The 12,314-nt window shown below is 65.6% G+C and carries 13 protein-coding genes; 5 read left to right on the top strand and 8 right to left on the bottom strand.

Features of this window, described 5'->3' with window-relative positions; genetic code table 11:
* Positions 1 to 90 precede the first annotated feature (90 nt).
* Complete coding sequence (locus ACZ92H_RS25255) at positions 91 to 1,008, top strand: LysR family transcriptional regulator (RefSeq protein ID WP_131373909.1); 918 nt, start codon at positions 91 to 93, stop codon at positions 1,006 to 1,008.
* A 158-nt stretch (positions 1,009 to 1,166) separates the two neighbouring features.
* Positions 1,167 to 1,394 (top strand): hypothetical protein, encoded by a 228-nt coding sequence (locus ACZ92H_RS25250; RefSeq protein WP_131373910.1) that lies wholly within the window; start codon positions 1,167 to 1,169, stop codon positions 1,392 to 1,394.
* Between the two features lie 3 nt (positions 1,395 to 1,397).
* On the opposite strand, the gene ACZ92H_RS25245 is transcribed toward ACZ92H_RS25250, so the two are convergent.
* The 6 genes from ACZ92H_RS25245 to ACZ92H_RS25220 form a co-directional block, all read right to left on the bottom strand.
* Entirely contained in the window at positions 1,398 to 1,709 is a 312-nt protein-coding gene (locus tag ACZ92H_RS25245) for a chaperone modulator CbpM (protein WP_131373911.1), read from the bottom strand.
* A 3-nt stretch (positions 1,710 to 1,712) separates the two neighbouring features.
* Positions 1,713 to 2,633, bottom strand: coding sequence for a DnaJ C-terminal domain-containing protein (locus ACZ92H_RS25240; RefSeq protein ID WP_131373912.1), 921 nt, complete (start codon positions 2,631 to 2,633; stop codon positions 1,713 to 1,715).
* A gap of 94 nt (positions 2,634 to 2,727) precedes the next feature.
* On the bottom strand, positions 2,728 to 3,408 hold the full coding sequence (locus ACZ92H_RS25235) for a beta/gamma crystallin family protein (protein WP_131373913.1): 681 nt from the start codon (positions 3,406 to 3,408) through the stop codon (positions 2,728 to 2,730).
* Between the two features lie 160 nt (positions 3,409 to 3,568).
* Positions 3,569 to 4,558, bottom strand: coding sequence for a beta/gamma crystallin family protein (locus ACZ92H_RS25230; protein WP_465051419.1), 990 nt, complete (start codon positions 4,556 to 4,558; stop codon positions 3,569 to 3,571).
* A 90-nt stretch (positions 4,559 to 4,648) separates the two neighbouring features.
* Positions 4,649 to 5,530 (bottom strand): beta/gamma crystallin-related protein, encoded by an 882-nt coding sequence (locus ACZ92H_RS25225; protein WP_465051418.1) that lies wholly within the window; start codon positions 5,528 to 5,530, stop codon positions 4,649 to 4,651.
* A 171-nt stretch (positions 5,531 to 5,701) separates the two neighbouring features.
* Positions 5,702 to 6,355 carry a beta/gamma crystallin family protein gene (locus ACZ92H_RS25220; protein WP_465051417.1) on the bottom strand — a complete coding sequence of 218 codons (654 nt, stop codon included), beginning with the start codon at positions 6,353 to 6,355 and terminating at the stop codon, positions 5,702 to 5,704.
* A 189-nt stretch (positions 6,356 to 6,544) separates the two neighbouring features.
* On the opposite strand from ACZ92H_RS25220, the gene ACZ92H_RS25215 reads away from it, so the two are divergent.
* The 3 genes from ACZ92H_RS25215 to ACZ92H_RS25205 all read left to right on the top strand — a co-directional run bounded on the left by ACZ92H_RS25215 (position 6,545) and on the right by ACZ92H_RS25205 (position 11,210).
* Positions 6,545 to 7,939 carry an MATE family efflux transporter gene (locus ACZ92H_RS25215; protein ID WP_465051416.1) on the top strand — a complete coding sequence of 465 codons (1,395 nt, stop codon included), beginning with the start codon at positions 6,545 to 6,547 and terminating at the stop codon, positions 7,937 to 7,939.
* Between the two features lie 25 nt (positions 7,940 to 7,964).
* Complete coding sequence (locus tag ACZ92H_RS25210; RefSeq protein ID WP_465051415.1) at positions 7,965 to 8,804, top strand: PhzF family phenazine biosynthesis protein; 840 nt, start codon at positions 7,965 to 7,967, stop codon at positions 8,802 to 8,804.
* Between the two features lie 198 nt (positions 8,805 to 9,002).
* Positions 9,003 to 11,210 carry a S9 family peptidase gene (locus tag ACZ92H_RS25205; RefSeq protein WP_465051414.1) on the top strand — a complete coding sequence of 736 codons (2,208 nt, stop codon included), beginning with the start codon at positions 9,003 to 9,005 and terminating at the stop codon, positions 11,208 to 11,210.
* A gap of 70 nt (positions 11,211 to 11,280) precedes the next feature.
* Here the strand turns inward: ACZ92H_RS25205 and ACZ92H_RS25200 are convergent, their stop codons facing one another.
* Both ACZ92H_RS25200 and ACZ92H_RS25195 read right to left on the bottom strand, forming a co-directional pair.
* Entirely contained in the window at positions 11,281 to 11,466 is a 186-nt protein-coding gene (locus ACZ92H_RS25200) for a CsbD family protein (RefSeq protein ID WP_034759763.1), read from the bottom strand.
* Between the two features lie 183 nt (positions 11,467 to 11,649).
* Entirely contained in the window at positions 11,650 to 12,291 is a 642-nt protein-coding gene (locus tag ACZ92H_RS25195) for a class I SAM-dependent methyltransferase (RefSeq protein WP_131373919.1), read from the bottom strand.
* Positions 12,292 to 12,314 lie beyond the last annotated feature (23 nt).

Here is a 12,314-nt window from a genome sequence, read left to right as displayed (position 1 = left end):
GCGCTTGCACACATCATAGTTCGGGTCTACCATCGATAAAACCGTGTAAATATAAATGATTAGCATCGAATTTTTAGATATGGAGCCATCATGAGAGAACCGGGCCAGCCTTCGCTCGACCAGTTGCGCGTGTTTGTCGCCGTCATCGACGCCGGCGGTTTCGCCCACGCCGCGCGCCAGCTGCACCGCACGCAATCGGTGATCAGCTACACCATCGCCAACCTGGAAGAGCAGCTGAATGTCGTGCTGCTCGACCGCGGCAAGCGCAAGCCCACGCTGACCGATGCGGGCCGCGCCCTGCTGGCCGACGCCCGCGCCGTGGCCCTGAAAGTGGACAGCATGCGCGCGCGCGCCAAGGCGCTGGCCGGCGGGCTGGAAGCGGAAGTGTCCGTGGTGGTCGACGTGATGTTCCCCACCTGCGTGCTGGTGCGCATCCTGGAAGCGTTCCAGGCGCAGTTCCCCACAGTTGCCCTGCGCCTGCGCATGGAAGCCATGGGCGCGGTGGCCCAGCTGGTGATGGATGGCAGCTGCCACATCGGCCTGAGCGGCTGGACGACGGCCAACGCCGACGTCTTCGAGCGCCTGGCCGCCGGCCACGTGCGCTTGATTCCCGTGGCCGCGCCCAGCCACGCGCTGGCGCAGCAGGAGGGCCCAATTCCGTCCGCCGTCGCGCGCGAGCATATCCAGCTGGTGCTCAGCGACCGCAGTGCCCTGACGGAGGGCCAGGATTTCGGCGTGCTGGGGCTGCGCAACTGGCGCCTGGGCGACCTCGGTTCCAAGCATGCCTTGCTGCGCGCCGGGCTGGGCTGGGGCAACATGCCCGAGGCGATGGTGCGCGACGACTTGCGGGCCGGGCGCCTGGTGCACCTGCCACTGGCCGTCGACAAGGGCGAGAATTATCCGCTGTACCTGATCCAGCGCGCCGACACGCCGCCAGGCCAGGCGGGCAAGTGGCTCACGGAGCGCTTTGCGCAACAGCTGCCGCTGCTGCTCGAACAGGGGTTCTAGAAGCGGGCACGGGCGGGTATCATGCCGGGGCAAGCCCAAAATAACTGCTGGGGTCAGACGGGGACGCCGAGTCCCTCGACACCGCCAACGCAAAGCTCCGTGCCAACGTGTCCGGGGATCTGGCCCCGATTTCAGACACAACCTTGAAGAGATTTCCCATGGCCGGCATCGACGACTTCGTCAACAAGCAAAAACCTGGCGCGCGCTTCGTCATCACGGCGCAGATGCTGCGCATGACGCCGCAGCAATTCGACTCCGTGGCGCAGGAATGGATGGAAGACGGCGGCCCCGGCTTCGACGTGGCCGGCATCCCGCACCGCGTCGTCGTCAATGGGCAGTTTTACATTGCCAGGATCACCGTGCAACGGCACGGCGACCCGGCATAAGGCCTATTCGACGCCCAGCACGTGCAGGCGGCGCCGCAAGCGCGCCACTTCCTCGGACAGATCGACCACCAGCGCGGCCAGGTCCGCGTTGGCGTCGAACACGGATTCGATTTCATGCAGGCGGCGCGCGCGCACCAGGTCCATGCTGGTGAAGCGCCAGGCCGTCCATTGCCCCGGCGGCGGGCCATCCTGCAGCAGCACGCCCGTCTGCACATGCTGCACCACCCAGTCCGGCTCCACGGCGCAGGCACGCGCCAGCTCTTCCAGGCTCAGGGCGCGGTCTTCCAGCAATTCGCCGATTACGTTGTTTGCCATGATTTATGCTCCCAGCTTCTGGCGCGGATTGAAGGCCATCTCGCGCGCCATGGTTTCATACAGTTCGCGCGCCCTGGCGTCGTTCGCCGGCGGCAGCACCACTTCCAGTAGCAGGTACAGGTCGCCCGGCTGGGCGGCGGGAATGCCGCGCCCCTTCAGGCGCAGCTTGCGTCCCGTCTGCGAATTGGGCGGCACGGTGACGGCCACGGTGCCGGACGGCGTGGGCACGGAGATTTCGCCGCCCAGCGCCGCTTCCCATGGCGTCACCGGCACGGTCTCGAACACGTCGCGCCCTTCCACCTTGTAGCGGGCATCTGGCTGGAAGCGGATTTCCAGGTACAGGTCGCCGGCGGGCGCGCCGCCGCTGCCGGGGTGGCCCTGGCCCTTCATGCGCAGCTGCTGGCCTTCCGTGACACCTTTCGGGATCGTCACTTCCAGGGTGCGCTCGCGCGTGACGACATGGCCTTGCGCGTCCGCTTCGGGCACGCGCATGACGATGTGGCGCTTGGCGCCCTGGTAGCTGTCCTGCAGGTCGATGGTGATGGCGGCGTGGCTGTCTTCGCCCTGCATCTGGAAACTGCTGCTGGCGCGGCGCCGCCCGCCCACGTGGGCGAACAGGTCGGCAAAGAAATCGCTGTCGTCGACGCCCGACGATTCGTAGCCAGATCCCCAGTCCGGCGGCGGGCGGAATGGCTGCCCCTGCGCGCCCTGGTTGCGGCCCAGCTCATCGTAGGCGGCGCGCTTCTCCGGGTCGCCCAGCACGCCATACGCCTCGTTCAGGGCCTTGGTGCGCTTGTCGGCGTCCGGTTCCTTGCTGACGTCGGGATGGTATTTGCGTACCAGCTTGCGGTACGCCTTCTTGATCTCGGCCTCGGTCGCCGTCTTGTCGACGCCGAGTTCCTTGTAGTAGTCCTTGTATTCCACCGTGCTCGCTCCCCATGGTTGAACCGCCTGTGGGAAGAGTACACGAATTGGTCAAAGGACAGCGTGCGCACAATACAACAGCGCCGCCGGCCCGTCAGCGCACGCGGCGCAGCGAGGAGATGCGGCGGTCCAGGCCATTGTGCAGGCGGCCATAGCTGCCCGGCCCCATGACGACGCAGCGGCCGCGGAAGTTGGCATCGACGCAGAATTCCCAGCGGCCGTAATTGACGACGATCGATTCGGCGCGGTCATTGAAGCCGTAGCGGCTCAAGTCGCGCACTTCGCGGTCCAGGCGCACGGGCCGGCCGCGCATGCCCGCATCGGGGAACATCAGCACGGCGCCGTTCGCGTCGGGACGGTGGCCGCCGCCATGGCCGGGATAGCCGGGATACGGGCGCTCCGGCTCCGGACGCGGAGGACGCGGCGGGTAAGGACGGTGGTCGCCGCCGCCGTGGCCGGGACGGCCCGCTTCGCGCACCGAGGAGATGGCATCGTTCATGCCCGGCATGCTGCTGTAGCGGCCAGGCCCCAGGGTGCGGCAACTGCCGCGGTAATTGGCGTCCTTGCACACTTCCCACGTCCCCGAGCGCACGATGATGCTGGAGGTCTTGTCGTTAAAGCCCATGCGCGACAGGTCGCCCGCGTCGGAACGCAGGGTGACGGGGCGGCCACGGAAGCCGGCATCCTCGAACAGGGTGATCTCACCCGCGAAGACGCAAGCAGGGGCAAGGAAGGTGGCCGCGCACAACAGCGCGGGGCGGAAAGATCGAACCATGACAACTCCAATACAGATTACATTTTCGCCAGTGTAGTCCAGGTGGCAGGCGGCGAGTGTAACAAAGGGCAAGCAAATGTCAGCACACGGCAGGGAATGTAAAAGCCGCCTGGCGGGATGCCCCCGGCAGGCGGCCTGTCAGCCAGAGGCCGGAAGGTGATCAGCGCACGCGGCGCAGCGAGGAAATCTGGTTCTCCAGGCCATTCAGGCGGCCGTATTCGCCCGGCCCGATCACTTCGCAGCGGCCGCGGAAGTTCGAGTCGCTGCACACTTCCCACTGACCCTCGTTGACGACGATGGCCGAAGCGCGGTCGTTGAAGTTGTAGCGCACCAGGTCTTCCGCACTGCGGTCCAGCGCCAGCGGTTCGCCGCGCATGCCCGCATCGGGGAACAGCAGGATGGCGCCGCGCTGCTGGTACTGCGGCTGCTGGTATTGCGGATACTGCTGTTCGTACTGCGGCCGCGGATACTGATTCTCGTATTGCTGCTGGCGCCGCGCCTCGCGCTCGTCGACCATGCGCGCCGACGATACGCGCCCATCGAGGCCGCGTCCCAGGTCGTCGTGGCGGCCAGGGCCAAACACGCGGCAGGTGCCGTTGTAGTTCGAATCGCTGCACAACTGCCAGTAGCCGTTGTAGATGACGATGCTGGTGGTGCGGTCATTGAAGCCGATATTGACGAAATCGTCCGTATCGCGGTTCAGGCGCGCCGAGCCGCCGTTCTGGCCGGCGCCCGAATACACTTCCAGGGTCGAGCCGCGGCCGTAGCCGCCGTTGCCGCGATCCGGATCGCGTCCCGGGCGCCCGGGATTGTAGCCATCGCCGCGGCCCGATTCGCGCACCGAGGTAATGGCATCGTTCATGCCCGGCAGCGAGCGGTACTCGCCCGGCCCCAGGGTGCGGCAATTGCCGCGAAAGCCAGAATCCGTGCACACGTCCCACGTCCCCGAGCGCACCATGATGCTCGACGCCTTGTCGTTGAAGCCCAGGCGCGACAGGTCGTCCGTCGTTTCGCGCAGGGTCACCGCGCGGCCACGGAAATTATCATCCTCGAACAGGGTGATTTCGCCCGCGTGGGCGGCAGCATGCGCCCCCAGGGAGAGCAGCAAGGTCGCCGCGCATGCCAGCGCGTGTTTGAAAGGGCCCGTCATGATTTACTCCATTCTTCATTCTTTGGTGATGATTTTCCTGGCCAAGACGCCAGGGTGCCATTGTAACAAGCGCCAGCCTGCGCAAAAATCTCAATACAGCCGGCGCAGCGAGGAAATACGCTTGTCTAACTCCGTGCCCAGGTATTCATATTTGCCCGGCCCCATGCGCTCGCAGCTACCCTTGAACTGCGAATCCGTACACACTTCCCACGTGCCTTCGTTGACGGCGATAGAAGCGGCCTGGTCGTTGAAGTTCAGGCGCACCAGGTCGCTGACATCGCGGTTCACCTGCAGCCCGGGGCCCTTCAGGGAGGTGCGGCCGTACAGCACCACCAGGCCCTCGTCATTCTGCGGCCGGTTCTCCTCGCGCGGATCGACCAGGCGCGCGGACGACACGCGGCCATTCAGGCCGCCCAGGTCATCGTGGCTACCCGGCCCGAACACGCGGCAGCTGCCACGGTAGTTGGAGTCGCTGCACAGCTGCCAGTAGCCATGTTCGACGCGCGCGCTGCTGGCGCGGTCGTTGAAACCGATGTCGACCAGGTCGTCGCGGTCCGAATTCACGCCCGCCGACGCACCGCGCTGGCCGCCGTCGGCAAACAGTTCCAGCGCCGCGCGCCGTCCCCCGCTGCTACTGCTACTGCTACTGCCGCTGCCGCTGCCAAGTTGGCGCACGGAGGAAATTTGATCGTTCATGCCCGGCAGCGAACGGTACTCGCCCGGTGCCAGGGTCTTGCAGTCGCCCTTGAAGTCGGAATGCGTGCACACTTCCCACGTGCCCGATGCGACCTTGATGCTCGACGCGGCATCGTTGAAATTAACACGCGACAGGTCGTCCGTCGCGTCGAGCAGGACCACCACGCGTCCCTTGAAATTATCGTCTGTGTACAGGCTGATTTCGCCGGCCTGCGCGGCTAGGTGGACAAACAGCGAACTGGCGCACAGCAGGGCGAAGGCGAACGGGCGATTCATGGGGCGGTCTCCGGTGGCAGTAACGATAAGTGATCGACATGACAACTGCTGTCAGTGTAGCCATCCGCACAAAAAACGGTGTAACAAAGTATGGGAAAAGCACAATAAATTGTTACCAAAAGCAATAACAGGCCCCCGCGGGAGCCTGTTGGCGTCACTTGCCGCGTCGCGTCAGCGCACTTCGCGCACCGAGGAAATGCGGTTGCTCATGCGTTCCAGGCTCGCATAATCACCGGGGACGAGCGTGCGGCAGCGGCCACGGAAGTCGGCGTCCTCGCACACTTCCCAATAGCCGGCGCGCACGCGCACGCTTTGCACCGTGTCGTTGAAATCGCGCTCGCGCAAATCGGCCGAGGCATTACGTACGGTCAAACTGCGGCCGGCGAAATCGTCGCGAGTATAGAAGGTCAGTTCGCCGCCCAGGGCGCGCCCTGGAAGGTGGCCCCGTTCGCGCTCGCGTTCCCAGCGGCGGTCCCGGTCCCGGTCGCGCCCCGGATGGCCGTCCCAGCCGCCGCGCACTTCGCGCAGCGACGTGATCTTGTTGGCGCGTCCATCGAGCGACGGATATTCGCCCGGCTCGAGCAGGAAGCACGCGCCGCGGAAATCGGCTTCCTCGCACGCTTCCCAGCGGCCCGAGCGCACGCGGATGCTTTGCGTCGTGTCGTTGAACCGCAGGTCTTCAAGATCGGGGATGGCGTCGCGCACGGTCTGCGAACGGCCGTGATAATCGTCGCGCGAATACAGGGTCAGCTCGCCGGCGCCGGCCAGTTCCGCCGTCATGGCGGCGCCCAGCAGCAGGGCGCAATTCAAGGCTTTCTTCAACATGGTCATGCTCCATAGTCAGGATGTTGCGGTGTGACTATTTGGTCATCTTGCCAAATAGAGCACGCAGTCTAGCCGGCTCTCGCCTGCCAAGCTGTAACAAATGATTACCGCGCCGGCGTGCCCGGGCGCCGCAACGGACAAGCGGACGGAAAATCAGTAGAATCCCGTGTTTAGTCAAGCTCGCCGCCCATGCCCCACACTACCTCGTTCACCCTGCCCGCCGTCCGCAATGAAGTTTCCTCGCTGTGGAAACTGGCCTGGCCCATCCTGATCGGCCAGCTGGCCACCGTCGGCATGGGGGCGGCCGACGTGGCCATGACGGGGCACACGAATCCCGAGGAGCTGGCGGCCGTGTCGCTGGGCGCGGCCATCTGGTCCATCGTGCTGGTCACCGTGAGCGGCATCATGATGGCCATCAATACCCTGGTGGCGCATGAAATCGGCGCCGCGCGCCATGACAAGGTGCCGCACATCGTGCGCCAGTCGCTGTGGAAGGCGCTGCTCGTCGGCCTCGTGGCCTGCCTGCTGACGAACATGGCGGCGCTGGTGTTCGACCACCTGATGCTCGAACCGGCGGTCGCCGCCAAGGCCAAGCTGTTCGTGCACATCATCAGCTGCGCCCTGCCGCCGTTTGCCGCCTACCGCGCGCTGTACGGCTACAGCACCAGCATCAACCAGACCAAGCCCGTGATGGTCATCGCGCTGGCCGCGCTGGCGCTGAACATTTTCGTCAACTACCTGCTGATCTACGGCCACTGGGGCATGCCGAAACTGGGCGGCGTGGGCTGCGCCGTGGCCACCACCTGCTGCGTGTGGATGATGCTGCTGGCGATGCTGGCGTGGATCAAGATCGCTCCAGCCTATCGCGCCACCTATCCGTTCACGCACCGGGAAGGGCCGCAGATGGCATCCATCGGCCCCATGCTGCGCCTGGGCCTGCCCATCGGCGTGACCTATTTTGCCGAAGTGAGCGCGTTTGGCGTCATCAGCCTGCTGGTGGCGCGCTTCGGCGTGATCCAGGTGTCGGCGCACCAGATCGCCCTGAATTTTTCGTCCGTCGTCTTCATGGTGCCGCTCACCTTCGGCATCGCGCTGGTCACGCGCGTGGGCCACGCCGTGGGCGAAGCCAACCTGCGCCGCGCGCGCTTCATTTCGTGGGTGGGCGTGGCCATGTCGCTGACGGCGGCCATCGTCTCGGCCACCCTGATCACCGTCTTCCGCCACCAGATCGCGCAAGCGTATACGTCCGATCCGCAGGTGCAGGCCCTGTGCGCGCAGCTGCTGCTGTTCGCCGCCCTGTTCCAGCTATCCGACGCCACGCAGGTGGCCACCTCCTGCGCCATCCGCGGCTACAAGGTGACGCGCCAGCCGATGCTGATCCAGCTGCTGGCGTTCTGGGGTTTCTCGCTGCCCATCGGCTATGTGCTGGGCCTGGCGCCGGCCGGTTTCCCCTGGTCGCCGGCCGAGCCGATGGCCGCCGCCGGTTTCTGGATCGGCCTCGTCACGGGCCTGACGGTGGCGGCCGTGCTGCTGACCTGGTATTTGAACCGCCTGTCGCTGCAGCGCCTGCGCGCCGCCCGCTAAATACCCAGCCGACAAGGAACCGTTGATGCCGCAGCCGCGCCCCTTCAAGCAGATCGATGTCTTCAGCAGCGTGCCCTTCCTCGGCAATCCGCTGGCGGTGGTGCTCGACGCCGATGGCCTCGACGACGCGCAGATGCAGGCCATCGCGCGCTGGACGGGCCTGTCGGAAACCACCTTCGTGCTGGCGCCGCGCGACCCGGCGGCCGACTACCGCGTGCGGATTTTTTCGCCGGAGACGGAATTCCCGTTCGCCGGCCACCCCACCCTGGGCACGGCGCACGCCCTGCTCGACGCCGGCATGCGGCCGAAAGGCGCGCGCATCGTGCAGGAATGCGGCGTCGGCCTGGTGCGCATCGAGCGGCAGGCCGGCGGCGGGCTGGCGTTCCAGGCGCCGCCCGGCACGGCGCGCGCGCTCGACCCGGCGCTGCTGCCGCTGCTGCAGGCGGCACTGGGCGTTGCGCCTGCCGCTGCCGGCAGCATCGTGGAGATGGGCATCCGCTGGCTGTGCGTGCCGCTGGCCGGCGCCGCCGCCTGCCTGGCCGTGCGCGCCGACATCGCCGCGCTGACGGCATTGCTGACCGCGTCCCGGGCCGACGGGCTGGCGCTGTACGGCGCCCACGCGGCGGGCGGCCCGGCCGACTACGAAGTGCGCGCCCTGCTCAGCGAGCACGGCGCGCTGGTGGAAGATCCCGTCACGGGCAGCGCCAACGCCTGCATCGCGCACTTGCTGCCGGGCGCCGATTACCGCGTGCGCCAGGGCACGTGCTTGCAGCGCGATGGCCGCGTGGCCGTCAGCTTCCGCGATGGCCACGCGTGGATAGGCGGCGCGTGCGTGACGGTCGTCGAAGGGTCGATATTGGCCTGAATGGGCAAAGCGCCATGGAATGGGCGGCACCTGGAGATTTTTCACGAAGAAAATACGGCCAGCACGGCCTTATTCCGTGGCCGGCGCTATCGCATAAACGGGCACGCTCTGGTATCGTCTTACGCTTGGGCATCGCTCACGCCAGCCTTCCCCGCGATGCAGGCCGTGCCCTTCATTCTTCCAACTACCGAGACATCCATGCGTTTTATTCTTTGTTTCCTGGCCGCGATGGCCAGCGTTCCCGCATCGGCTGAAAAGCTGACCCTGGAACGCATCCACGCCGATCCGGCGCTGGCCGGCCCCGGCGTGCGCAACCTGAAGGTGTCGCCCGACGGCGAGCGCGTCACGTTCCTGCGCGGCCGCGCCGACAACCAGTTCCAGCTCGACCTGTGGGAATTCAAGCTGAAGGACAAGAGCACGCACCGCCTGGTCGACTCCAAGGCACTGGTGCCGAATGAAAGCATCTCGCCGGAAGAACAGGCGCGCCGCGAACGCGAGCGCACGGCCAGTCTGAACGGCATCCTCAGCTACAGCTGGTCGCCGGACGGCAAACAGCTGCTGGTGCCGCTGGCCGGCAATCTGTACCTGGTCGACGCGGCCCACCCGGACCAGGCGCGCCTGGTCGCCAAGGGCAATGTGCTCGACCCGAAGATCTCGCCGAAAGGCCGCTACGTGTCGTTCGTGCGCGACCAGAATATTTATGTGATCGACCTGAAGTCGGGCCAGGAACGCCAGCTGACCACCGATGGCAAGGGCACCATCCATAACGGCGAAGCCGAGTTCGTGGCGCAGGAAGAAATGGGACAGCGCACCGGCTACTATTGGGCGCCCGACGATTCCGCCATCGCCTACAAACGCTACGACGAAGCGCCCGTGCCCGTCGTGCGCCGCTTCGAGATCTTCGCCGACCGCACGGACGTCGTCGAGCAGCGCTACCCGGCCGCCGGCGATCCGAACGTGCTGGTGCAGCTGCTGATCGTCTCGCCGGAGACGGGCGCGCAGCGCCAGGTGGACCTGGGCGCCAATCCCGACATCTACCTGGTGCGCGCCGACTGGAGCGCGGATGGCAAGTCGCTGGTGTACCAGCGCCAGTCGCGCGACCAGAAGACTCTCGATCTGGTGGCCGTCGATGCCGGCACGCTGGCGCAGCGCACCCTGCTGACGGAATCGTCCAAGACCTGGGTCAGCATCCATGACGACCTGCGCTTCCTGCCGAACGGCACCTTCCTGTGGTCGTCCGAGCGCACGGGCCGCAACCACCTGTACCTGTACGACATGGGCGGCAAGCTGCTGCACCCTGTCACTTCGGGCGCGTGGGGCATCGACAGCGTGCTGGCCGTGAACCAGAAAACCGGCAAGGTGTTTGTTTCCTCGAACCGCGACGCCGTGATCGACAAGCAGACCTACGCCCTGGCCCTCGACGGCAGCACGGCCGACAAGCCGCAGCGCGTGACGCAAGCCGACGGCTGGCACGACACCACGTTTGCCAGCAATGGCGCCGTCTTCGTCGACACCTATTCCGATCCTGCCACGCCGCCGCAGGTGAGCATCCGCCGCCCTGACGGTTCGATGGTGGGCTGGCTGGAAGAAAACGCGCTGAACGCCAGCCACCCGTACGCGAAATACAAGGCCGACCACCTGCCGACGCAATACGGCACCTTGACAGCCAACGACGGCCAGACCCTGTATTACTCCATCGTCAAGCCGTCGAACTTCGACGCAAGCAAGCGTTATCCCGTCTTCCTGTCGACCTACGGCGGCCCGCACTCGCAGCACGTGGCGCGCCGCTGGGGCAACAACTTCGACCAGTACATGGCGCAGCAGGGCTTTGTCGTCTTCCGCCTGGATAACCGGGGTTCCTCGCGCCGCGAGCGCGCCTTCACGGACGCCATCTACCATAACCTGGGCGCGGCCGAAGTGGCCGACCAGCTGGTCGGGATCGACTGGCTGGGCAAGCAAAGCTTCGTCGACCCGAAACGCATCGGCGTGTTCGGCTGGAGCTATGGCGGCTTCATGACCTTGCGTCTGCTGTCGGCCGCGTCCGACAAGATCGCCATGGGCGTCTCCGTGGCGCCCGTCACCGACTGGTCGCTGTATGACACCCACTACACGGAGCAATTCCTCGGTATGCCGAAGGAAAACGTGGATGGCTACAAGGCCAGCACCGTGTTCGCCCACCTGGACGGCCTGAAATCGCCGCTGCTGCTGGTGCACGGCATGGCCGACGACAACGTCCTGTTCAGCAACAGCACGCGCCTCATCGATGCGCTGGTGAACCGCGGCGTGCAGTTCGACCTGATGACCTATCCGGGCGCCAAGCACGGCATCTCGTCGCGCGCAGGCCAGCGCCACGTGTACAGGAAGATCGAGATGTTCTTCAAGCAGAACCTGGACGTGGCCAAGTAAGCATCGCGCCCCAATAAAAAACCGCCGCCTGTCTCGCGACAGGCGGCGGTTTTTTCATGCGTGCATCAAATTACGGTTTGCGCGTGACGGTTTCTACCGCATCTTTCACGTCGCCCACTTTCTTTTGCACTTTGCCTTCGACCTGGTTTGCCAGGCCCTTGGCTTGCTGTTCTTCGCTGCCGACGACCTTGCCAGCGGCTTCCTGGATTTTACCGCCGACTTCCTTCAGTTTACCTTCGACTTGATCTTTGTTCATGATGGATCCTCACTGTAGTTGGTACATCTGTTGTCCTGCCCAAAGGGCCGGTACTGCGGCTCACACGCTGCTGGAAGCAGCTTGCGCTGCTTGCTGCGTGTCGATGTATCCATAGTACGCCCGAGGCCGCAAAAACTATGTACGGTTCCTAACACATGCCCAAATTCAGCCAACATACGAAAATCAGGCCGGTTTGCGCCATACCGTGGCCAGCCACGGCTGCTGTTCGCGCGGCAAGCCCGGCGGACGGTAATACTGCTCCACCAGGGTAAAACCGGCCGCCTGCACATACGCGGCCCAGCGCTCCTCGTCATGGTAGCTGCCATAGCGCGCGCCATTCCAGCCTTCCTGGTTCTGCCCGCGCGGATTCGAGCTGAACAGCACGCCGCCCGGCTTCAGGCAGGCGAACAAGGCGCGCAGCACGCCGGGCAAGGCGGCGCCGGGCACGTGGAACAGCACGGCATTGGCGAACACGCCGTCGAAGTGCGCGGCCGGCAAGTCGAGGTCGACGAAATCCTGCTGCCACACGGTGCAGCCGCTGTAGGCGCGCGCCATCTCGACAAAGCGGGGGCAGCCATCGACGCCCGTGGCATGGTGGCCCATGGCCGTGAACGCCTTTAAATCGCGGCCCGGGCCGCAGCCCAGGTCGAGGATGGCCAGCGGCGCCGGCTTGCCGATGGCGTCCAGCAGCGCGCCGATATTCTGGCTGACGTCGTGGTCGCGCGTGCCTGCGAAAAACTGCTCGGCGCTGGCCTCGTAATGGGCCAGGGTACGCCCGGTAATGGCGTGCAACGGGTCTTGCTGGTCTTGCGGGGTCGGCTTCATGGCGCTCCAATCGGTAATCCCGC

Source organism: Janthinobacterium foliorum (genome assembly GCF_978021625.1).
Note: the sequence above shows the minus strand (reverse complement) of the source record. Positions and strands in the feature narration are given on the sequence as shown.

Excerpts from the sequence above, each read along its gene's own strand:
- ACZ92H_RS25255 (WP_131373909.1), top strand. The coding sequence starts at position 91 with ATGAGAGAACCGGGCCAGCCTTCGCTCGACCAGTTGCGCGTGTTTGTC.
- ACZ92H_RS25250 (WP_131373910.1), top strand. The coding sequence starts at position 1,167 with ATGGCCGGCATCGACGACTTCGTCAACAAGCAAAAACCTGGCGCGCGC.
- ACZ92H_RS25245 (WP_131373911.1), bottom strand. The coding sequence starts at position 1,709 with ATGGCAAACAACGTAATCGGCGAATTGCTGGAAGACCGCGCCCTGAGC.
- ACZ92H_RS25235 (WP_131373913.1), bottom strand. The coding sequence starts at position 3,408 with ATGGTTCGATCTTTCCGCCCCGCGCTGTTGTGCGCGGCCACCTTCCTT.
- ACZ92H_RS25230 (WP_465051419.1), bottom strand. The coding sequence starts at position 4,558 with ATGACGGGCCCTTTCAAACACGCGCTGGCATGCGCGGCGACCTTGCTG.
- ACZ92H_RS25225 (WP_465051418.1), bottom strand. The coding sequence starts at position 5,530 with ATGAATCGCCCGTTCGCCTTCGCCCTGCTGTGCGCCAGTTCGCTGTTT.
- ACZ92H_RS25220 (WP_465051417.1), bottom strand. The coding sequence starts at position 6,355 with ATGTTGAAGAAAGCCTTGAATTGCGCCCTGCTGCTGGGCGCCGCCATG.
- ACZ92H_RS25215 (WP_465051416.1), top strand. The coding sequence starts at position 6,545 with ATGCCCCACACTACCTCGTTCACCCTGCCCGCCGTCCGCAATGAAGTT.
- ACZ92H_RS25210 (WP_465051415.1), top strand. The coding sequence starts at position 7,965 with ATGCCGCAGCCGCGCCCCTTCAAGCAGATCGATGTCTTCAGCAGCGTG.
- ACZ92H_RS25205 (WP_465051414.1), top strand. The coding sequence starts at position 9,003 with ATGCGTTTTATTCTTTGTTTCCTGGCCGCGATGGCCAGCGTTCCCGCA.
- ACZ92H_RS25200 (WP_034759763.1), bottom strand. The coding sequence starts at position 11,466 with ATGAACAAAGATCAAGTCGAAGGTAAACTGAAGGAAGTCGGCGGTAAA.
- ACZ92H_RS25195 (WP_131373919.1), bottom strand. The coding sequence starts at position 12,291 with ATGAAGCCGACCCCGCAAGACCAGCAAGACCCGTTGCACGCCATTACC.